Below are 20,667 nucleotides of genomic sequence, written 5' to 3'. Positions count from 1 at the left end.
CATGAACTCGATCGAACAATCCCCTTGGCATGTCGGCGAACGGCAATTGCAGGAAAGTGCAGGCGTCGCCGAACGCATGGCCATGATTGGGCCGAAGGTCATTCGTGATTATTTGCCCGAGCAGCATCGTGATTTTTATCCGTTGTTGCCTTACCTCATTCTGGGTGTGGTGGACGAACAGGGTATCCCCTGGGCGACCATGCTGGAGGGCGCGCCAGGGTTTGCCCATTCACCGGATCCACAGGCGCTGCAAATCGACAGCCTGCCCGCCAGAAGCGACCCGGCCTGGGCTGGCATCACTCGTGGCGCGTCCGTTGGCCTGCTGGGCATCGACCTCGGCACCCGGCGTCGCAACCGCATGAACGGTCGGATCGGAGCGCTGGATCATGACGGCTTTGCGGTGAACGTGGTGCACACCTTCGGCAACTGCCCCAAGTACATCCAACTGCGGCCTGTCGCTGGGATTGCGCGCAAACCTGGCGATACAGCGGAGCGCAGCACCAGCCTGGACGCCGCCGCCCAAACGCTGATCCGCAACGCTGACACCTTCTTCGTCGCCAGCTACGTGGACCAGCACGGCGAACGCTCGGTGGACGTTTCCCATCGCGGCGGCAACACGGGGTTTGTGCGGGTAGAAGGCAACGTGCTGACCATTCCCGATTTTGCCGGCAACCTGTTCTTCAACACCCTCGGTAACCTGCACGCCAACCCGGTAGCGGGGTTGCTGTTTGTGGATTTTGAGACGGGCGACGTGCTGCAAGTGGCGGGGCGTACATCGTTGATTCTCAGCGGGCCGCCAGTGGCCGAGTTTGAGGGCGCGCAGCGCTTGTGGACGGTGACGGTGGAGCACGTGGTCCGCCGTCCGGCAGCCTTGGCACTGCGCTGGCAGTTCGCAGAGTTTTCACCGCACAGCCTGACGATGGGCACCTGGTAGCCTGGCCCGCGCTCCCAGGCACAGCTACCTCACTGATGCAGTGAGATCAAAATGTGGGAGGGGCGGTGCGACGATTCGACTTGCCCCCGATGGCGGTGGGTCAGTCACAGATGTATTGATTGACACTACCTCATCGGGAGCAAGCCCCCTCCCACATAGGAACGTCATTGCTTGTTGAATTTGCGTTTATTCATCAGGCCAGCGCTTCATCCATGAACATGTTGCTGGATGTTGAACCGTCAGTGTGGGCAGTTTCTCTGGGTTAGCCTTGTCTTCCTACTGACAAACAAGGATTGGTCATGCAACGAAAGGTTATTAATCCCACGACGGTATTCAACTCCCTGCAATACGGTTTCAGCCAGGCCATGGAAGTGCCGGATGGTCGGCGGATCATGCTTTCCGGGCAGGTGGGCGTGGATGCTCAAGAGCGCACGGTGGGCCCAGGCATTGCCGAGCAGACGGCCACGGCATTGGACAATGTCGAAAAAGTGCTGGCCGAGGTGGGGGGCGATCTGTCCCATGTGATCATGCTGCGGTTGTATATCGTCGAAACTGCACGAGATCAGCAGGAGCCGATTGCTGAGGCTCTGCGTCAGCGCTTCGCACACAACCCGCCGCCGTCTTCGTGGATTATGGTCAGTGGGTTGTCGTTGCCGGAATGGTTGATCGAGGTGGAGGCAGAGGCGGTGGTTCCGTTCAGTTAGGCGAGTGCTTTTTTGAAAGCAGCAAGTAGTGGCTGACAAAGACAGCTATCTCACTGATGCAATGCGATCCAAATGTGGGAGGGGGCGGTGTACACCAAACCAGATGTGCACTACCCCCCCAATCAATACCGAATCATCACCGACTTGAGCTCGGTGTAATCCTCAATAAACGCACTGCCAAACTCCCGCCCAACCCCCGAAGACCGGCACCCACCAAACGGCACTGCCGGGTCGAGCAAGGTGTGCATGTTCACCCACAAGGTGCCTGCCTTGATCGCCGGGATCATGCGCAGGGCCTTGCCCAGGTCGTTGGTCCACAGGCTGGCGCTCAACCCGTAGGGCCCGTGGTTCATCAGCGCCAGCAGTTCTTCTTCGTCATCGTAGGGCAGGAAGGTGGCGATAGGGCCGAAGGTTTCCTCATTGAGCAGGGTGTCGTGCAGGTGGTTGGCGAGGATCACCGTGGGTTCGACGTAGCAACCAGGCCGGTCGATAAGGTGGCCGCCGTGGATGATCGTGTTGTTTTCGGCGCGAGCCTGGTTGAAGTAGCCGAGCAGTTTGTGCTGGTGCTGCTGGTGTGTGACCGGGCCGAATTCGGTGTGTTCGTCCAGCGGTGAGCCGATATTCAGGCGGCCGAGGCGCGTCTTGAGTTTTTCCAGCACGGCGTCGATTTGCGAGCGGTGCACGAAAAAGCGTTCGGCCGCCGCGCAGATTTGCCCCGAATGCAAGAAGCCCGCTTCGATGATGCCGTCCACTGCCTTGTCCACGTCCATATCGGGCAGGAAGCCGGCGGCATTCTTGCCACCCAGTTCCAGGGTTGCACGGGTGAGGCCGGCGCCCATGGCGCTGCGGCCGACGGCGATGCCGGTGGGCACTGAGCCGGTGAAGGACACTTTATGGGTGCCGGGGTGTTCCACCAGCCCCTTGCCGACATGTCCGCCGCCGGTCAGCACATTCAGCACACCCGCCGGTAGCCCGGCGTCGATGGCCAGTTCAGCGATGCGCAGCAGGGTCAGCGGCGTGAATTCGCTGGGCTTGATGATGATGCTGCAGCCGGTCACCAGCGCCGAGGCGAGTTTCCAGATGGCGATCATGGTCGAGAAATTCCACGGCACGATGCCAACCACCACGCCCACCGGCTCGCGCAGGGTAAAGGCGGTGTAGCGCTCGCCATTGAACGACGGCAGTGATGGGGTCAGCGTTTGGCCGCTGAGCTTGGTGGCCCAGCCGGCGTAGTAACGCAGGAAATGCGCGGCCTGATCGACCTCGAAGGCGCGGGAGATCTGGATGATCTTGCCCGACTGGCAGGTTTCGATCTGCGCCAGTTCTTCACGGTGCTGTTCCAGCAGATCGGCCAGTTTGAGTAGCACGTTGCCGCGGATCGCGGGCGCGGCCTGGGACCATTGCTGGAAACCACGGTTGGCGCAAGCGACCGCGGCGTCGATATCCGCCAGGTCAGCGTCGGCCACTTCGGCGATTACCTGCCCGGTGGCAGGGTTGATGACGTTCAGGGTTTGATCGGCGTGGCTGCGCACGCTGACACCGTCGATAAACAGCCCATGGCGGCGACGCAAAAAGGCTTCGACTTGAGGCAGCAACGGGATATCGCTCATGGCAGGTTCCTGGCAGTTCACAAAAGAAAACCCGAGGGTAACCAACGCACCGATAAGCGGCTTGACTGTGCCTGCCAGGTTTTATGCCTGTGCCTGCCGCGCCTGTGAAAAGTACAAGCTTGCCTGCCGAACGTGCATTTCCCGCCTGCACGGCCCGTTCGATACTGGCCCTGCATCCAGCGCCGTTCCGCAATCCTGAACGCCTGTCGGACTTCCAATAATAAGCAGGGCCGTCCATGAAAAAGCCAAACCCGCTCCTTGAAGACCTCAAACCCCTTTTGCCGGCCATTGCCGCGAATGCCAGCCGTGCCGAGCAACTGCGCCAGGTACCGGATGAAAATATCGCCCTGCTCAAAAGCATCGGTCTGCACCGTGCCTTTCAGCCCAAGGCCTTCGGCGGCCTGGAACTGACGCTGCCCGAATTCGCCGACTGCATCGCCTTGCTCGCCGGCAGTTGCGCCAGTACCGCCTGGGCCATGAGCTTGTTGTGTACTCACAGCCACCAACTGGCGCTGTTCTCGGCCCAGTTGCAGCAGGAAATCTGGGGTGCCAACCCGGATGCCACGGCCAGCAGCAGTATTGCACCGTTCGGTCGGGTGACCGAGGGCGAGGGCGGGGTGTACTTCAGCGGTGAGATGGGCTGGAGCAGCGGCTGTGACCATGGCGAGTGGGCGATTGTCGGCTGCCGTCGCCAGAACGCCGAAGGCACCCAGGATTACTGCTTTGCTGTGTTGCCGCGCAGTGACTATCAGATTCGTGACGACTGGTTTGCGGCCGGCATGAAGGGCAGCGGCACCAAGACCCTGATCATCGACGACGCCTGGGTGCCCGAACACCGTATCCAGAAGGCCAAGGATATGATGGAAGGCAAGTCCGCAGGCTTTGGCCTCTACCCCGACAGCCAGATTTTCTATGCGCCGTATCGGCCCTATTTCGCCAGTGGCTTCTCCACCGTCAGCCTCGGTGTGGCCGAGCGTATGCTTGAGGTGTTTCGCGAAAAAACCAGGACGCGGGTGCGCGCCTACACCGGCGCCGCCGTCGGCGCAGCCACCCCGGCGTTGATGCGCCTGGCCGAGTCCACCCACCAGGTGGCCGCCGCCCGGGCGTTCCTGGAAAAAACCTGGCAGGAACACGCCGAACACAGCGCCGCCCACCGTTACCCCACGCGGGAAACCCTGGCGTTCTGGCGCACCAATCAGGGTTACGCCACCAAGATGTGCATCGACGCGGTAGACCGCCTGTTCGCCGCTGCGGGCGGGAATGCCTGGTTCGAGCACAACGAGATGCAGCGCCTGTTCCGCGATTCCCATATGACAGGCGCCCATGCCTATACCGACTACGACGTGTGCGCGCAGATCCTCGGCCGTGAGCTGATGGGGCTGGAGCCCGACCCGAGCATGGTGTAGCCGCGTCTATCACCCATAACAATAAGGGCGGCCACGAGCGGCCACCCGGGAGTCTTGCATGTCTGACGTTTTCGACCCACGGGCCTTTCGCCGCGCCCTCGGCAACTTCGCCACCGGTGTGACGGTGGTCACTGCCGCCACCGCTTCCGGGCGCAAGGTCGGCGTGACCGCCAACAGTTTCAACTCGGTGTCCCTCGACCCGCCGCTGGTGCTGTGGAGCATCGACAAGCGCTCCAACAGCCATGCAGTGTTCGAGGAGGCCAGTCATTTTGCGGTGAATGTGCTGGCGGCGGACCAGGTGCACCTGTCCAACAACTTTGCGCGCCCCCGTGAAGACCGCTTCGCCCTGATCGAATACGAGCCGGGTGAGGGCGGCTCGCCAGTGTTCGCCGATTGCTCGGCGCGCTTTCACTGCGAGAAATACCAGCAGATCGATGGCGGCGACCACTGGATCATGATCGGCAAGGTGGTGGCCTTCGACGACTTTGGCCGTGCGCCGCTGCTCTATCATCAAGGCGCCTATGCCGAGGTGCGGGCGCTGCCTCCGTGCGCGCCCGAGACGGTTCAGAACGGTACGGCCACCACCAGCTGACTGTAGACATTGGTACCGCTGCCGCCGACCTGGTTACCGCCGGTGTCGGCATCTTTGTCGGGTTTGTACAGGCCCAGCAACGGCGTGATGATCAGGTGCTCGTTCACCGCCCATTCGGCGTACAGGTCCAGTTCGCGGCCATCGAGGTTCAACTGGCCGCGAGTGCTGACGGTGTTGTAGTCGAAGAACAATGCGCCGAGGGTGAGGTTCTCCAGCGGCTTGACCTTGAGCGCCACGTGTTGCACCGCTGTGTTGCTGTTGTAGGGGCCGGAATAGTTGCCCGCCACTTCGCCCTGTACCCAGGTGCCATAGCCGCGGTTGAAGCCTGCGAACATGCCGTCCCAGTTTTTTGAATAACGGGCGTAGCGGTAGGTCAGGTCCGGCGACCAGGGCAGGTCGGCGAAGGTGTAGCCGGCTTCGGCGTACCCAGCGTTCTGCTGGCTGTCGCGGCGGTCCTGGCGGGCCAGTTCGAAGGCGAAGTGGGCGTTGTTGATGCCGGCACTGCCGGCACCGCGCAGGCTGTAGAGGTTCATGCCTTTGCGCTGGCGTTGCAGGTCGGTAGCGAAACGCTCATCCACGTCGATCCCGTGTATATAGGTGAGCCCCAGGGTGCCCGGGGCGGCGCTGTATTCCAGGGTGCCCGCAGCCATTTCGGTTCTGGCTTGGGCGCGGTTGTCGGACTTGATCCACATCAGGCTGCCATGCACGCCGTCCTTGCCACCCAGGCGAATCACCGCAGTCTTGTCGAAGGCATGGCGCGCGGCAATGTAGTAGGCGCCGCCGCGATTGAACTCGCCGTCGCCTACGCCATTGCCGAGGTTGGGGCCGTCGTCGTTGATGATAAAACCGTCGCCCAGCATGATGACCTGGCGGCCGAACGACAGGTCTACACCGTCTGTGCCCAGTGCCGGGAACAGCTCGCCGGAGCGCCAGCCCGCGAAGGCTTCGTCAAACTTGGTGGTGCGCTCCGTGCCGTTGGTCAACCCCGACGCATCGCCGTCGCCCCAGGTGCCGGAACTCACCAGGTTCGCCGTGCCGTATACGCCGCCCAGTTTGCCCAGGCTCTGCTCGACGCTCAGGCCGTACTTGATGAACCCCTCGCGCCAGGTGGAGCCGCCGCTGCGGCCATCGTAGTTCTTCGGGCTGTTGAACAGGCCGTAGACGGCGAGGAAGTTGCCGGTGACCTGGGTGTCGGTATCGGCATACAACTCGATGGCCTGGGCGCGGCCGACCAGCAGTGCAATGCCCAGGCCGACCGCCTGGCGCAGGCGGCGGTTTTTCAGTGTGTGCTCCATTGTTATTGTCCCCATCTTGGTTAAGAGTGAGGGCGCATTAGGGCGAGCGGTCGCAGGTCAAGTCTTTCATATGCGTGCCAGACAGTTGACCCTGGCCGCCAGGCGATACGCCGTGGCAGGCAGCAACAAAACCTTCGGCAGACAGGGGCAAGACGATCGAGCCAGGTGGGGCGCAGAGTGCCGACACACTAAAAAAACCGCTTTCGAGGACCCCACCATGTCGATCAACGACCGACTCACCGCGCACCTCAACCGAGGCACGGTAGGTTTCCCCACCGCGTTGGCCAGCACCATCGGGCTGATCATGGCAAGCCCGGTGATCCTCACCGCCACCATGGGTTTTGGCATTGGCGGCAGCGCCTTTGCCCTGGCGATGCTGATCGCCGTGGTGATGATGCTGGCCCAGGCGACCACCTTCGCCGAGGCCGCGTCGATGCTGCCCACCACCGGTTCGGTGTACGACTACATCAATTGCGGCATGGGCCGGTTCTTCGCGATCACCGGCACCCTGTCGGCGTATCTGATCGTGCATGTGTTCGCCGGCACTGCCGAAACCATCCTCGCCGGGGTGATGGCGCTGGTGAACTTCGAACACCTCAATACCCTGGCAGAATCGGCCGGCGGCTCGTGGTTGCTGGGCGTGGGGTTCGTGCTGGTGTTCGGGGTGCTGAATGCTTTCGGGGTCAGCGCCTTTGGCCGCGCAGAGATTATCCTCACGTTCGGCATGTGGACCACCCTGATGGTGTTCGGTGTGCTGGGCCTGATCGCCGCGCCAGCGGTGCAGTTGGATGGCTGGTTCGGGGAATCACTGGTGGGCACCGACCTGGTCACCGTGCTGTCGCTGGTGGGCATGGCGATGTTCATGTTCGTCGGTTGCGAGTTCGTTACCCCGCTGGCCCCGGACCTGCGCCAATCGGCCAAGATCATGCCACGGGCGATGATGCTCGGGCTGATGGGCGTGGCGACGTGCATGTTTATCTATGGCGCTGCGATGAAACGCCAGGTAGAAAACGTGGTGCTCGACGCCGCCTCCGGCGTGCACCTGTTGGACACACCCATGGCCATCCCCCGGTTCGCCGAGCAGGTGATGGGGCAGATCGGGCCGCTGTGGCTGGGTATCGGTTTTCTCTTCGCCGGTGCTGCGACCATCAATACCTTGATGGCCGGTGTGCCGCGTATCCTCTACGGCATGGCGGTGGATGGCGCGTTGCCGAAGGTGTTCACCTATCTGCACCCGCGCTTCAAGACGCCGTTGCTGTGCATTCTGGTGGCGATGCTGATCCCGTGCCTGCACGCGCTGTACCTGGGCGGCAATACCGACAACATCATGCACCTGGTGCTGGCGGCGGTGTGCGCGTGGAGTTTTGCTTACCTATTGGTGACGCTGTCGGTGGTGATCCTGCGCATTCGCCGTCCGGACCTGCCCAGGGCCTATCGCTCGCCGTGGTTCCCGCTGCCGCAGATCGTCTCCAGCATCGGCATCCTGCTGGGCATGTGGTTTATCACCCCGCCCGGCATGAACCCGGCCGACATTTATGTGCCGTTTGGGGTGATGCTCGGCGTGACCGCCACCTATGCGTTGTTCTGGACCCTGGTGGTGCAGAAGGTCAACCCCTTCAAGCCAGCCTGCGTCGAGGAGGTGTTGGCCAAGGAATTCAGTCATGAACCGGGGCCTGCCCATGATGGTTATAACGACTTTGCGGCAAAAACTGTGTGAGCTGTTCAGCGCAGACCGTGCACCGAGCGGTTATCGACCTGGGGTGACCCTGGCGCGCTTGCGGCGTGATCTGGGCCTGGCGACGCTTGAAGTGGACGGTGTGAACTTCGAGATTGTCGAGCGCACCGAGTCGCAGTTGTTGATGCACCTGGTGCTGACCGAGTGCGTCCTGCGCGTACCGGCTTCAGCGAGTGGCGCTGGCAGCTTCGAGGTGCACCATGGCGGCGCTATTCGGCGCAACGGTATCCGCGTGCGCCGGCGCTCCGGCAGCCAGGCTCTGGCGTGTGAGCTACAGGCGCGTTTGCTGGCCGACAGCGGGTTGTTCCAGGCGCTGATGCCGCTGGATTTCAAGCGCCTGCGCATTGATCTCAAGGACCGGCAATGGTGTGTGCGCCTGGAACATATGGGCGGGAGTGAGGTGGTCAACCGGATGCCTGCGTTTCGGCGTTACATTGCTGTAAGCCCTGAGCAACGCAACCATTTACTGGCGGCGTTGGCGGGTATCAAGCGGGCGCTGTCGACGCTGTGATTGGCATCATTAGTGCTTCTGCAAAGGGCAAACAGGTTGTTGTTGCGTGCATATAGATAACATGTTAACTATTGCATCAGAACAACAAAAAGAACGCCACTGCGGAGACACCCCCATGAGCATCCCACAGCATGCACCCGACGGGCTCGACAGCTGGAACCGCGAACTGCGCGCCGCGTGTGGCCACTTCGATACCGAACTGGCCTTCAACCGTTCGCTGTTTATTGGCGAGATCCACAATTTGCCCCGTGGCCTGGCCATCCTGCGCACCAATGCCGGGCTGATCAAACGCCCGACGCACCACGCCGATCACGACAATGACCAGGAGTGCTTCCTGGTCAGCCAGCGCAGCGGCTATTCGCAGATCACCCAGAACGAGCAGACCGTGCAACTGGCGCCCGGCGAGATGCTGTTGATGGACTCGGTGGGCTCCATCGAAATCACCCCCTTTGGTTTGATCGAACATGCCTCGCTGTCGTTGCCGCGCACCGAGGTGTGCAAGCACCTGGGCGGCCAGGCGCTGGCGTTCGGCAAGATCTCCTCGACCAAAGCCTGTGGGCGTATGTTGCATGTGTTGATGGATCAGCTGTGCAAGGACGACACTGATGACGACGCCACGCAAGTGGACGCGCTGCAGGCGGCCTTTGTGTCGCTGCTGGGCTCGGCGCTGGAGCAGGGCGATGAGTGCCGCGAGGGCGTTGCTGCGTTGCAGGGCAATAATCTGCGCAGCTATGTGCAAAAGGTCATTGATGAGTCGTTGGGCCAGCCTGGCCTGAGCCCGATTGGCCTGGCCAACCGCCTGAATATCTCGGTGCGGCACCTGTACCGTTTGTTCGAGGAGCAGGACGACAGCGTCTGCCGCTACATCCAGCGCGCACGGCTCAAGCGCAGTGCGGACGACTTGACCAACCCCTTCCTGCGTAGCGAGTCGATCACCTCGATTGCCTACAAGTGGGGCTTTACCGACTCGGCGCACTTCAGCCGTTCGTTCAAGAAGCAGTTCGAGGTGTCGCCCAAGGATTTTCGCTCCAGCCGGTTGCAGGCGGTGGGGGCATAAACAGATCCTTCAGGCTGCAGGAAATCCAATGTGGGAGGGGCGGTGCGACGATTCGACTTGCTCCCGATAGCAGTGTGTCAGCCATTGGATATTTGACTGAACCATCGCTATCGGGAGCAAGCCCCCTCCCACATGGGTCCCCGTTATTCGGGCAGGGTGGAGCCACCATCGACCACCAAGGTCTGCCCGGTGATATAGCCAGCCAGGTCAGAAGCCAGAAACAGCATCGCGCCGGCAATATCCGCAGCCGCGCCCAAACGCCCCAGTGGCACACGGCTGGCGATGCTCTCATTCAGCGCGGCATCGCCCAGGTTGCTCATCGCCGGCGTGGCGATCATGCCCGGTTCCACGCCATTGACCCGCACATTCAACGGCGCCAGTTCCAACGCCGCGTTGCGGATAAACCCATTCACCCCAGCCTTTGACGCCGCATAGTGGCTCAGCCCCGGATAACCCACCCGGTTGCCGGTGACCGAAGACGTCACCAGCACGCAACCCCGGCCTTGCTCACGAAACATCGGTAACGCCGCCTGGGTCAGCCAGAACAGCGCCGAGAGGTTCACCGCCAAGGTGCGTTGCAAGATCGCCGGGGTGATGTCGGCAAAGGCTGTCAGCGGAAAATACCCGGCGTTGTGCACCACAATATCCAGTTGCGCCAACCCTTGAACGCAGGCGAATACCGCCTCGGCTTGCGCCAGGTCAACGCCCACGGCCTCGACCTGGTAGCCCTGCGCGCACAACCCAGCGGCCACCCTTTCAGCTTGTTCCAGCAGGCGATCAGCAATCACCACCCGCGCACCGCGTTGGGCAAAGGCCTGGACGATGCCCAGGCCAATCCCTTGGGCGCCGCCGGTGACCAGCACGACTTGGCCGCTGAAATCCAGGTCATTGGGCATGGGCAGGCTCCAGGCGCGTAAACGCCAGAGTCGGCACGTCGACGATGCTGGACCCGCCGTCCGCCAACAAGGTCGCCCCGGTAATGATCGATGCGTCGTCGCTGGCCAGGAAGCGGCATACCTTGGCGATCTCTTCGGCCCGGGCGGCGCGGCGCAGCGGCACATCGGCACACACGCGCTCGTACGCCTGCTGCAAGGTGTCGCCGTACGCTTCCATCAACGGCTGCATCTCGGCATCGGCCATCGGCGTGTGCACCCAGCCCGGGCACACCGCGTTCACGCGCACGCCGTGGGGGCCGTAGTCCCGTGCCAGCGAGCGATTGAGCCCGAGCAACGCATGTTTGGCCGTGGTGTAGCCGCACACCTCGGGCCCCGCCGCGAGCGAGGCGATGGAGCCGATCAGCACGACACTGCCGGCGCTTGCCTGCAACAGCGGCAGGCAGGCGCGGGCACTGTAGAACGCGCTGTCCAGATTACTGCGCAGCGCCGCTTCCCACGTAGACGGGCTGGTCTGGGTCGCGCTGCCCAGGCCATGACCGCCGGCACACGCCAGCAGCACATCGATACGCCCGTAGTGGGCGTGAATCTCGCGGATAAAGCCCTCCCAGGTGTCGGGGCAGGCGGCATCGCCCACCAGGATCAGGCCGCCGCTGGCCTGCGCTACCTGTTCCAATGGCTCGCGGCGCCGGCCGATCAGTACCAGCCGTGCGCCTTCCTGCGCGTACAGCCGGGCACAGGCGGCGCCGATGCCGGTACCGGCCCCGGTGATCACCACCGTGCGCGGCTCAGTCACGGGGGTACTCCGTGCGGTTGAGCACCTGGCAATAGGAACTGATCGGGAAGTTCGACAGCGCGTCGAAGGATGCCCCGGCGTAGCCGAAGATCTTGCCGTCGCTGCGGTGTTGTTGCAGGTCGATCAGCACCAGGCCGAGGGTGGGCACGATCTTCTCCTGCCAGACGAACAGGTACAGCTGCTCGGCGATCTTGTAGTAATGGCAGCGGTCGGTGTCGCACAAGCCTTTCTCCACACCCTCAAGGCATTGCCAGGCGTAGAACTGCGGGTTGAGGTAGATGTGCTCGTAGACCTCGCTGGGGCTGTAGCGGTAGTGGTTGCGCAGGCCCACCAGTTCGTCGGTGGGAGCGTGCAGGCAATGGCCCTCCTGCCAGGGCCGGTCGAGGCTGCCGTGGAGGAAGTCGGCGTGCACCGAGGTCAGCGGCTTGCCGGCCAGGGCGCGGTGATAGAGCCCTTCATGGGTCTCTGCCTGATCCGGCAGACGGCCAATCACGGCGGTAAACGACGCATTCGGCGTGTCCAGCACCAGGCTGATCGACCAGCTTTGCCCGGCCTCGTGCTTGATGAAATCCACCAGGTACAGACCCGGGCGAATCGAACTGGCGCGGTAGGCTGCGCTGCCGCTGGAGTGACCATCGGCAGCGTGCCAGGCCAGGCGCTCCTGCTCGAAACGGTGTTCGATCTGCCAGCCATTGGCGAAGTGCAAGGTGAAGGTCTGGCCGGCCAGGTCGGCAAGGTTTGGCAGAATGAACGCCTCGGGTGCAAAACCGTCGGCCAGGGCGCCCACGGTGATCCAGTCAGAAGAAGTGCTCATGGCAAGGCTCCTTAAACGACGGCGAAGTAGTGTTTGACGAAACTCTCGCTGACCACTTCCCACAGCACCGGCGTGCCCTTGGTCACAAACCAGCTGTCACCGGCCTTGTAGCGGTTGGACTGGCCGGTGGACTCATCGGTGAGTATCACCTCGCCGGTGACCACGGTAGCTTGTTCGGCGAAGGGGTAGACCATGCGGAACTTGCCCCGGGTGGTGCCGAAATAGGCGCTGCTGACCGCATCGGTGGGGGCGCCGAAGGTCATCTTGCCGAAGGCGCGCACCTCGCCTTCAAGGATCTGCGAGCCGAGGTCGGCCACGGTGCCCCAGGCATCGAGTTCCGACAGCTGGACGTTATGTTTGATAGCAGTAAGGGTCATGGCAATTGCTCCTGATAAATACAACATTATTTTTTGTAGGGGTTAGCGACGCCCGTTCCAGTAGCCGGACAATTGGTGCCAGGATTTGCCCGCCGTCAGCAGCAGAGGGCGAATTGCGTCCTTGCCGATGATGGTCGGGCGGCGGATCGAGCTGACCAGGTCATAGCGCGCCGAGCCTTCGCTCATGCCTTCGGCCAGGACCTTGCAGATGATGTGGCTGGGCGTGACGCCAAAGCCTGAATAGCCCTGCACGAAAAACGCGTTGCTGCGCCCCGGCAAGGTGCCGATCTGCGGGAACAGATTCGGGCTGCACGCCATCGGGCCGCCCCAGGCCAGGTCGATTTTCACGTCCTTGAGGTAGGGGAAAATCTTCAGCATCAGGTGGCGGTTCCAGGCTTTCAGGTCGCCGGGAATATGCTCCACCAAAGGCGTCGCGGCGCCGAACAGCAGGCGGTTTTCATTGGTTACGCGGTAGTAGTCGATCACCGGGCGGATATCGCTGTAGGCGCCACGGATCGGGCTGATGCGCTGGATCAATTCTTCGGACAACGGCTCGGTCATCATCTGGAAAGCGTAGGTGTTGATGGTCGAGCGGTGCAGTTCCGGTTCGAGTTTGTTGAGAAAGCTGTCACAGGCCCACAGCAACTTGCCGGCGCGTACCGAACCGCGCCCGGTGCGCACGGTGATGCGTTCGCCGTAGCTGACCTCCAGGGCCGGGCTGTTCTCAAAGATCTTTACCCCATGGCCGGCCAGCGCGGTGGCCTCGCCCAACAGCAGGTTCAGCGAATGCACATGCCCGCCGCCCATGTGCAGCAGCGCACTGGTGTAGGCGTTGGAACCGATGATCTGCTGCACATCCGAGCCGCCGAGAAAGCGGATTTCATGCTGACTGTTGACCGACTTGAAGTCCTTCTCCCAGGCGCGCAGAGTTTTTTCCTGGCGGGCGTTGAAGCCCATATAGCCGTAGCCGTGGCAGAAATCGGCATCGATGTTGTACTTGGCGATGCGGTTCTTGATGATATCGGCGCCCAGGTCGCTGATCTCGAACACCTGGCGCAGCCCGTCTTCGCCCACGTCCTTCTTGATCTTCTCCAGGTCATGGCCGATGCCCGCCATGATCTGCCCGCCGTTGCGGCCGGTGCCACCAAAGCCCAGGTAGCGCGCTTCAAGCACCACGATATTGGTGATGCCTTTTTCCGCCAGTTCCAGCGCGGTGTTGATCCCTGAAAAGCCGCCACCGATCACCATGACATCCGCGTCGATGTCTTGCTCCAGGGTGGGGAAACTGAGGTTGTATTTCTTGGTGGCGGTGTAATAGGTGGGGGTTTCGATATTGATCATGGCGCAGCCTGAAAAAGTGAAGGAAGGCGCTAAAGCGGATGCCTCCATTAGGGCCCCTGACGGGCTGGAAGTCTTGATCCTGCGTGCCCGGGTTTTTGATTCAGCGCGCCACGGGCGAGGGCACACACAAGTTATAGCGCGCTCGCTGGCGGGGAATGTTAGAGTTTCGTTAAATTATTAACTAAATACTTCGTGACCCTGATCCTATGTCCAAACCTCGACAATCCCTGACCCTGGCCTTGCTGCAAGCGCGTGAGGCCGCGATGAGTTTTTTCCGCCCGTCCCTGAATGAACACGGCCTGACCGAACAGCAATGGCGCATCATCCGCATCCTCGAACAGCACGGTGAGCTGGAGATTTACCAACTGGCGGAACTGGCGTGCATCCTAAAGCCGAGCATGACCGGCGTGCTGGTGCGCATGGAAGCCGCCGGCATGGTGCACCGACGCAAGGCCGAACAGGACCAGCGCCGGGTGCTCATTACTTTGGCGGACAAGGGCAAGGCGAGTTTCGAGTCCATGAGCCAGTGCATGGAGGCCAATTACCAGCGTTTGCAGGATCAGCTTGGCGAAGAGAAATTCCAGACCTTGCTGGGGTTGCTGGATGACTTGAAGAACATCAAGCGCTGAACTAATGACTGAACCACCGCCGGTCAACTGTGGGAGCTGGCTTGCCTGCGATAGCGTCGGGTCAGCTGGCTTATTTGTCGCTGATACACCGCTATCGCAGGCAAGCCAGCTCCCACATTGGATCTCAGTAGACACCACCGGTATTGGCAGCCACCGGTACGTCTTTGAACTTCCCGGCCAGGCTTTGCAACCCGCGCATCAACACCGTGGTATCCACCCCCACCGCCACGAACGTTGCGCCCAGTTCGATATAGCGCCGCGCCAGGCGTTCATCCGCACTGAGAATCCCCGCCGCCTTGCCCGCTTGAACGATGCGCACAATGGCGTCTTCAATCGCCGCCTGCACTTCAGGATGCCCGGGGTTACCGCGATGCCCCATGGCCGCACTCAAGTCCGCCGGGCCGATGAACACACCGTCCACCCCTTCGACGGCGGTGATAGCGTCCAGATTGGCCAGGCCCTCGCGGTTTTCAATCTGCACCAGCAGGCACATCTGCGCATCGGCCTGGTCGAGGTAGTCGGTGATGCTGTTCCAGCGCGAAGCACGGGCCAGGGCACTGCCGACGCCGCGAATACCCTGGGGTGGGTAGCGCAGGGCGCGCACCAGTTCTTGGGCCTGGGCAGCGCTTTCGACCATGGGCACCAGCAGCGTCTGCGCGCCGATATCCAGCAGTTGCTTGATCAATGCCGTGTCGCCGACCACGGGGCGAATCAGCGCCTGGCTGGGGTAGGGCGCGATGGCCTGCAATTGCGCAAGCATCCCCTGCAGGTGGTTGGGCGCATGTTCGCCGTCGATCAACAGCCAGTCGAAACCGGCATTGGCGGCCAACTCGGCGCTATAGGCATTGGCGAGGCCAAGCCACAGGCCGATCTGCACCCCGCCGTTGTGCAGGCGTTGTTTGAAGCGGTTGACAGGCATGTCCATGACAATCCTCCAGTGTTCAGACGAAGCGACAGGCGATCGAACCGAGCAGGTCGTAGTCGACGTGGAAGGTATCCCCGGGGCGGGCCGCCACCGGGCGGGTAAACGAGCCGCCGAGAATCACCTGGCCAGGCAGTAAGGTGACGTCATGCGCCGCCAGCTTGTTGGCCAACCACGCCACGCCCTTGGCCGGGTGGTTGAGCACTGCCGCCGAGACGCCGGACTCTTCGATCACGCCATTGCGATACAGCACCGCCGGCACTTTGCGCAGGTCGATCTCGGTGGGGCGCACAGCCCGGCCACCGAGTACCACGCCGGCATTGGCGGCGTTGTCGGAGATGGTGTCGAACACCTTGCGGGTGGCGTTGGTCTGTGGGTCGACCTGCTGGATGCGTGCGTCGATGATTTCCAGCGCCGGGATCACCCATTCGGTCGCGTCGAGCACGTCGAACACCGTGCAGTTCGGGCCCTTGAGCGGCTTGCCGAGGATGAACGCCAGTTCCACTTCCACACGCGGCACGATGAAGCGTTCGAAGGGAATATCACTGCCTTCGTCGAAAAACATGTCATCGAGCAGGGCGCCGTAATCGGGCTCGGTGATATTCGACGACACCTGCATGGCTCGTGAAGTGAGGCCGATCTTGTGGCCCTTGAGCGTGCGCCCACCCTTGATCTTTTGCGCGACCCATTCGCGCTGGATGGCGTACGCATCCTCGAGGGTGATGGCGGGATAGTCGAGGGAAAACTGACGTACCTGTTCGCGGCTGCGTTCGGCGCGGTCCAGGTGGGCGGCGGCCGCGAGGATTTGCTGGGAGTCGAGCATGGCAACGGTCTCTAGTGTGGGTTGACGATGGCGGCCTGAGTGCGCAGCACCAGCAGGCCACCGAGGGCGATAAACAGGGCGAGTACGTACAGGGCCAGGCTGGCGCTCTGGGTGGCGTCGCGCATCCAGCCGATCAGGTAGGGGGCGAGGAACGCGGCGATGCTGCCGAACGAGCTGATCATGGCGATGCCTGCGGCTTGAGTGGTGTTGGAAAGAAACGCCGGCGGCAGTTGCCAGAACATCGGCAGCGCCGCGCTGGCGCCCATGCCGGCGACCACCAACCCGCTCATCACCAGCAGCGCATTGCCGGGCGCCAGGCCCGCGACGGCAATGCCGACAGCGGCCATCAGCAGGGGCACGCATAAATGCCAGCGACGCTCGCGGTGGCGATCGGACGAGCGCCCACAGCCGAGCATGAAGAAGCAACCGGCCAGGTACGGCACGGCGCTGAGCAAGCCGACCTGGCTGTCGCGGCCGATACCGGCGCCGTGGATCAGGCTTGGCATCCAGAAGGCCAGGGTGTTGACCGCCAGCATCACCGCAAAGTACACGGCCACCAGCAGCCACACTTGCGGATCTCGCAGGATGCCGCTGAACGAGGTGATGGTCTTGCGCTGTTCTTCGTTGCTCAACTGGGTGCGCAGTTGCTGTTTTTGTTCGCTGCTCAACCAGTGCACCACTTCGAAACTGTCCGGCAAGCACTTGAGCACCACCAGCCCCAGCAGCACCACGGGCGCACCTTCGATCAGGAACATCCATTGCCAGCCGCGCAGGCTGCCCACGTCGTGGAAGTTCTCCAGGATCGCCCCGGAAATCGGCCCGCCCAACACCCCGGCCATGGGCACTGCGATGGCAAACAAGGCGGTGACCTGGGCGCGTCGCCGCGCCGGGTACCAGCGATTCAGAAACACCAGAATCCCCGGGAAAAACCCGGCCTCGGCCACCCCCAGCAAAAAGCGCAGCACGTAGAAGCCCCTAGCACTTTCCACCCACAACATGCCGGTGGAGAGCAGGCCCCACACCACCATCAGGCAGGCGATCCAGCGCCGTGGCCCGACCCGGTCCAGGGCCATGTTGCTGGGCACGCCAAACAGCGCGTAGGCAATGAAAAACAGCCCGGCGCCAAAGCCGTACACCGTGTCGCTGAACTGCAGGTCGTGGCTCATCTGCATCTTGGCGAAGCCGATGTTGATACGGTCCAGGTGGGCGAACAGGTAACACACCAGCAACAAGGGCATCAGGCGCCAGGTCACCAAACGATGGGTGCGGTCGTGCTCGGCAAGCCGCAGGCTTGCAGTGGAGTGGGCTGTGCTCATGATGTTGTACTTTTTGTCTGAGTGGCCGTGAGGGGAGGGCAGGTTTTTATCCCGCCGCGTTATTCAGGAACGCATGCACATTGTTCTGCTTGAAGTTGAGCTGTGGGTGCAACTCGACCATCTCGAACGACAGCGCCAACAACCGCTGCGCCTGCAATTGGGCGAAGTGCGCGGTGATTACCGCGAACACCGCTTCGGCCACTGCCTGGCGCGTGGCCAGGTCGCGGCCGTGGCCGACCTTGAGGGTCATGTGCACGAAGGCGTAGTCATGCTTGCCGTCGGCCATGCGCCAGGTGTCCAGGCGCACACCACGGCTACGGATGCCGCCCAACGGAAACACGCCACTGTCGCCCAGCACGCGGTGGATTTTTTCAAACAGGCCAGGCAAATCGGCCTGAGGTTCAAGGTTGTCGGTGTACTCAGCGATAAAGTGCGGCATAGGTTTCTCCCAAAGCTACAGCGGGAAAATCGCGTTGATCTGGCCGGTGCCCGAACTGCCGAACGGCGGCGTGATGATCTCGGCCGGCTTGGCGTAGTCCGGCCCACCCAGCAGGCCCAGAAGCATGGCGGTGTCGTGCATCTTGCCTTCGCCAAAGCAGTGTTCGGCGTAGTCCGGCAGCATTGCGCAGAACTCTTTGAAGCGGCCTTGTTTCCACATGTCCACCACATGCAGGTCCATCTGCTTGTCGAATTCGCGGGTCCAGTTGTGGATATTCGCTTCAGCCTGGCGGTCGTCGGAAAAGCGGTGGGATAACGAGCCGGACGCCAGCACCAGCACCTTGCGGTCACTCTTTTCGATGGCCCGGCGCACGGCGGCGCCAAAGGCGAAGCTGTCTTCCAGGCGATGCCAGGCACACCAGGCGGCGATGGAAATGACCTTGAATTTTTCATCCTCGGGCACGCCCATGTGCATGTAACGCATGGGCACCAGCGTGCCGTATTCCAGCTCCAGGCTCGGGATGTTATGGGCCATGCTGCGCACGCCGGCCAGGTTGGCTTCGGCGGCGATCAGCTCACCCAACTCGGGGCAGCCGGGGTAGGCGTAATCCATGTTCTTGATGAAGTGCGGCAGCTCGTTGCTGGTGTAGGTGCCCTGGAACTGTTCGCCGCAGTTGACGTGGTAACCGCTGTTGACCAGCCAGTGCACGTCGAACACCACGGCGGTATCGGCCCCCAGTTCGCGGGCGCGCCGGCCGATTTCCTTGTGCCCGGCAATCGCCGCTTCGCGACAGCCGTGATGCTTGCCGGGCAGTTCCGACAGGTACATCGACGGTACGTGGCAGATCTTCGCTGCCAGAACCACTTCGCCCATGATGATTCTCCTGAATATTTATTCTTGTAGGAGCGAGCTTGCTCGCGAAAAAGGTCAACGATAACGCAGTGCTTCAGGTAGCCAGCGGTGCCTGTGGGTGCTTCGCGAGCAAGCTCGCTCCTACAGGTAATGCGTGCTTCAGATGCCCCAGCGCGGAATGTGATGACTGCCCATGGAAATGCACACGTTCTTGATCTCGGCAAACACTTCAAAGCTGTACTGGCCACCCTCGCGCCCGGTGCCCGAGCCTTTCACCCCGCCAAAGGGCTGACGCAAATCACGCACGTTCTGGCTGTTGATAAATACCATGCCCGCCTCAATACCGCGCGCCAGGCGGTGAGCCTTGCCGATGTCCTGGGTCCAGATATAGGACGCCAGCCCGTATTCGGTGTCGTTGGCCAGTTGCAGCGCTTCGGCTTCGTCCTTGAACGGGATCAGGCACACCACCGGACCAAAGATTTCTTCCTGGGCGATGCGCATCCGGTTGTTCACGTCGGCAAACACCGTCGGCTGGATAAACTGGCCGCGGCTCAGGTGCGCCGGCAAGTTGGCCGGGCGCTCCAGGCCGCCGGCCAGCAGTGTGGCACCTTCCTCCAGGCCGATCCTGATGTAGCCGGTGACCTTGTCGTAATGGGCCTGGGTGATCATCGAACCGACCTGGGTCTTGGGGGCCTGCGGGTCGCCCACGATCAGGCGCTTGGCCCGCGCCGCGAACTCGGCGACAAATTGCGGGTAGACGCTCTCCTGAATAAAGATCCGGCTGCCGGCGGTGCAACGCTCGCCGTTCAGGGAGAAGATTGTGAACAGTGCGGCGTCGAGGGCGCGTTCCAGGTCGGCGTCTTCAAAAATCAGCACCGGCGACTTGCCGCCCAGCTCCATGGAGTACTTTTTAAGGCCGGCGGTCTGCATGATTTTCTTGCCGGTGGCGGTGCCGCCGGTAAAGGAAATCGCCCGCACATCCGGGTGGCGTACCAGTGCATCACCAGCGGTGGCGCCGTAGCCCTGGATCACATTGAGCACGCCGTTGGGGATCCCTGCTTCCACCGCCAGGCGTCCCAGTTCATTGGCGGTCAGTGGCGACAGCTCCGACATTTTCAATACGGCGGTATTGCCCAGCGCCAGGCACGGCGCGGTCTTCCAGGTGGCGGTCATGAACGGCACGTTCCATGGCGACACCAACCCGCACACGCCTACCGGCTGGTACAGGGTGTAGTTGAGCATCTGGTCGTCCACCGGATAACTGTGGCCGTCCATGCGGGTGCAGACTTCGGCGAAAAAGTCGAAGTTGTGCGAAGCCCGTGGGATCAACACGTTTTTGGTCTGGTGGATCGGCAGGCCGGTGTCGAGGGTCTCCAGCTCGGCCAGGCGTGGCACGTTCTGTTCGATCAGTTCACCCAGCTTGCGCATCAGGCGTGCGCGCTCCCTGGCCGGGGTGTTGGCCCACTTGGGGAACGCCGCCTTGGCCGCCGCCACGGCTTGTGCGACTTCATCGGCACCACCGCTGGCGACCTCGCCGATGGCCTCGCCGGTGGCGGGGTTGTAGTTGATGAATACGTCTTTGCTCTCGACCTCACGGCCGTTGATCCAGTGTTTGATCATG

At 62.2% G+C, this 20,667-nt stretch carries 20 protein-coding genes and 1 pseudogene; 8 read left to right on the top strand and 13 right to left on the bottom strand.

The window, feature by feature from the left end; genetic code table 11:
• The first annotated feature begins 1 nt into the window (after window position 1).
• Window positions 2–934, top strand: a complete 933-nt coding sequence (locus tag PSEBG33_RS09785) for a pyridoxamine 5'-phosphate oxidase family protein (protein ID WP_005789569.1) — start codon at window positions 2–4, stop codon at window positions 932–934.
• Window positions 935–1,233: 299 nt separating this feature from the next.
• Entirely contained in the window at window positions 1,234–1,638 is a 405-nt protein-coding gene (locus PSEBG33_RS09790) for a RidA family protein (protein WP_005789567.1), read from the top strand.
• Between the two features lie 122 nt (window positions 1,639–1,760).
• On the opposite strand, the gene PSEBG33_RS09795 is transcribed toward PSEBG33_RS09790, so the two are convergent.
• Window positions 1,761–3,248, bottom strand: a complete 1,488-nt coding sequence (locus PSEBG33_RS09795; RefSeq protein WP_005789564.1) for an aldehyde dehydrogenase family protein — start codon at window positions 3,246–3,248, stop codon at window positions 1,761–1,763.
• 236 nt (window positions 3,249–3,484) lie between these two features.
• Between PSEBG33_RS09795 and PSEBG33_RS09800 the strand changes: the two genes are divergently transcribed.
• Both PSEBG33_RS09800 and PSEBG33_RS27530 read left to right on the top strand, forming a co-directional pair.
• Window positions 3,485–4,654 (top strand): p-hydroxyphenylacetate 3-hydroxylase oxygenase component, encoded by a 1,170-nt coding sequence (locus PSEBG33_RS09800; protein WP_005789562.1) that lies wholly within the window; start codon window positions 3,485–3,487, stop codon window positions 4,652–4,654.
• A gap of 58 nt (window positions 4,655–4,712) precedes the next feature.
• Window positions 4,713–5,186 (top strand): annotated as a pseudogene (locus tag PSEBG33_RS27530) (flavin reductase family protein); the annotation flags it as partial.
• Between the two features lie 32 nt (window positions 5,187–5,218).
• On the opposite strand, the gene PSEBG33_RS09805 reads toward PSEBG33_RS27530, so the two are convergent.
• The gene (locus PSEBG33_RS09805) at window positions 5,219–6,541 is read right to left on the bottom strand and encodes a hypothetical protein (RefSeq protein ID WP_005789561.1); all 1,323 of its coding nucleotides are present in this window, start codon (window positions 6,539–6,541) and stop codon (window positions 5,219–5,221) included.
• 217 nt (window positions 6,542–6,758) lie between these two features.
• Between PSEBG33_RS09805 and PSEBG33_RS09810 the strand changes: the two genes are divergently transcribed.
• The 3 genes from PSEBG33_RS09810 to feaR all read left to right on the top strand — a co-directional run bounded on the left by PSEBG33_RS09810 (window position 6,759) and on the right by feaR (window position 9,844).
• Window positions 6,759–8,258 (top strand): APC family permease, encoded by a 1,500-nt coding sequence (locus tag PSEBG33_RS09810; protein ID WP_005789559.1) that lies wholly within the window; start codon window positions 6,759–6,761, stop codon window positions 8,256–8,258.
• Window positions 8,221–8,787 (top strand): DUF3156 family protein, encoded by a 567-nt coding sequence (locus tag PSEBG33_RS09815; protein WP_005789557.1) that lies wholly within the window; start codon window positions 8,221–8,223, stop codon window positions 8,785–8,787. The genes PSEBG33_RS09810 and PSEBG33_RS09815 overlap by 38 nt, the downstream gene beginning before the upstream one ends.
• 115 nt (window positions 8,788–8,902) lie before the next feature.
• Window positions 8,903–9,844, top strand: coding sequence for a transcriptional regulator FeaR (feaR, locus tag PSEBG33_RS09820; protein ID WP_005789555.1), 942 nt, complete (start codon window positions 8,903–8,905; stop codon window positions 9,842–9,844).
• A gap of 143 nt (window positions 9,845–9,987) precedes the next feature.
• Here feaR and PSEBG33_RS09825 read toward each other — a convergent pair whose 3' ends face one another.
• The 5 genes from PSEBG33_RS09825 to PSEBG33_RS09845 are packed head-to-tail and all read right to left on the bottom strand — an operon-like array spanning window position 9,988 to window position 14,065.
• Window positions 9,988–10,740: an SDR family oxidoreductase gene (locus PSEBG33_RS09825; RefSeq protein ID WP_005789553.1), complete on the bottom strand. Its 753-nt coding sequence runs from the start codon at window positions 10,738–10,740 to the stop codon at window positions 9,988–9,990.
• A complete protein-coding gene (locus tag PSEBG33_RS09830; RefSeq protein ID WP_005789551.1) occupies window positions 10,730–11,533 on the bottom strand; it encodes an SDR family NAD(P)-dependent oxidoreductase in 804 nt (267 codons plus the stop codon). Before PSEBG33_RS09830 ends, PSEBG33_RS09825 begins: the two co-directional genes overlap by 11 nt.
• Window positions 11,526–12,347: a molybdenum cofactor biosynthesis F family protein gene (locus PSEBG33_RS09835; protein ID WP_005789550.1), complete on the bottom strand. Its 822-nt coding sequence runs from the start codon at window positions 12,345–12,347 to the stop codon at window positions 11,526–11,528. Before PSEBG33_RS09835 ends, PSEBG33_RS09830 begins: the two co-directional genes overlap by 8 nt.
• An 11-nt stretch (window positions 12,348–12,358) precedes the next feature.
• Window positions 12,359–12,724: a cupin domain-containing protein gene (locus PSEBG33_RS09840; RefSeq protein WP_005789548.1), complete on the bottom strand. Its 366-nt coding sequence runs from the start codon at window positions 12,722–12,724 to the stop codon at window positions 12,359–12,361.
• 42 nt (window positions 12,725–12,766) lie between these two features.
• Window positions 12,767–14,065 (bottom strand): NAD(P)/FAD-dependent oxidoreductase, encoded by a 1,299-nt coding sequence (locus PSEBG33_RS09845; RefSeq protein WP_005789547.1) that lies wholly within the window; start codon window positions 14,063–14,065, stop codon window positions 12,767–12,769.
• A 206-nt stretch (window positions 14,066–14,271) separates the two neighbouring features.
• Between PSEBG33_RS09845 and hpaR the strand changes: the two genes are divergently transcribed.
• Window positions 14,272–14,694, top strand: coding sequence for a homoprotocatechuate degradation operon regulator HpaR (hpaR, locus tag PSEBG33_RS09850; protein WP_005789546.1), 423 nt, complete (start codon window positions 14,272–14,274; stop codon window positions 14,692–14,694).
• A 124-nt stretch (window positions 14,695–14,818) separates the two neighbouring features.
• Here the strand turns inward: hpaR and hpaI are convergent, their stop codons facing one another.
• The 6 genes from hpaI to hpaE all read right to left on the bottom strand — a co-directional run bounded on the left by hpaI (window position 14,819) and on the right by hpaE (window position 20,666).
• The gene (gene hpaI / locus PSEBG33_RS09855; RefSeq protein WP_005789544.1) at window positions 14,819–15,619 is read right to left on the bottom strand and encodes a 4-hydroxy-2-oxoheptanedioate aldolase; all 801 of its coding nucleotides are present in this window, start codon (window positions 15,617–15,619) and stop codon (window positions 14,819–14,821) included.
• A gap of 16 nt (window positions 15,620–15,635) precedes the next feature.
• Window positions 15,636–16,439 carry a 2-oxo-hept-4-ene-1,7-dioate hydratase gene (hpaH, locus tag PSEBG33_RS09860; protein ID WP_005789542.1) on the bottom strand — a complete coding sequence of 268 codons (804 nt, stop codon included), beginning with the start codon at window positions 16,437–16,439 and terminating at the stop codon, window positions 15,636–15,638.
• 11 nt (window positions 16,440–16,450) lie between these two features.
• The gene (locus tag PSEBG33_RS09865) at window positions 16,451–17,755 is read right to left on the bottom strand and encodes an MFS transporter (protein ID WP_005789541.1); all 1,305 of its coding nucleotides are present in this window, start codon (window positions 17,753–17,755) and stop codon (window positions 16,451–16,453) included.
• A gap of 46 nt (window positions 17,756–17,801) precedes the next feature.
• Window positions 17,802–18,194, bottom strand: coding sequence for a 5-carboxymethyl-2-hydroxymuconate Delta-isomerase (locus PSEBG33_RS09870; protein WP_005789539.1), 393 nt, complete (start codon window positions 18,192–18,194; stop codon window positions 17,802–17,804).
• A gap of 15 nt (window positions 18,195–18,209) precedes the next feature.
• Window positions 18,210–19,067, bottom strand: a complete 858-nt coding sequence (gene hpaD, locus PSEBG33_RS09875; RefSeq protein ID WP_005789538.1) for a 3,4-dihydroxyphenylacetate 2,3-dioxygenase — start codon at window positions 19,065–19,067, stop codon at window positions 18,210–18,212.
• Between the two features lie 138 nt (window positions 19,068–19,205).
• Window positions 19,206–20,666, bottom strand: a complete 1,461-nt coding sequence (gene hpaE, locus PSEBG33_RS09880) for a 5-carboxymethyl-2-hydroxymuconate semialdehyde dehydrogenase (RefSeq protein WP_005789536.1) — start codon at window positions 20,664–20,666, stop codon at window positions 19,206–19,208.
• Window position 20,667 lies beyond the last annotated feature (1 nt).

The sequence above is a fragment of the Pseudomonas synxantha BG33R genome (assembly GCF_000263715.2).
Classification (GTDB): domain Bacteria; phylum Pseudomonadota; class Gammaproteobacteria; order Pseudomonadales; family Pseudomonadaceae; genus Aquipseudomonas; species Aquipseudomonas synxantha_A.
Note: the sequence above shows the minus strand (reverse complement) of the source record. Positions and strands in the feature narration are given on the sequence as shown.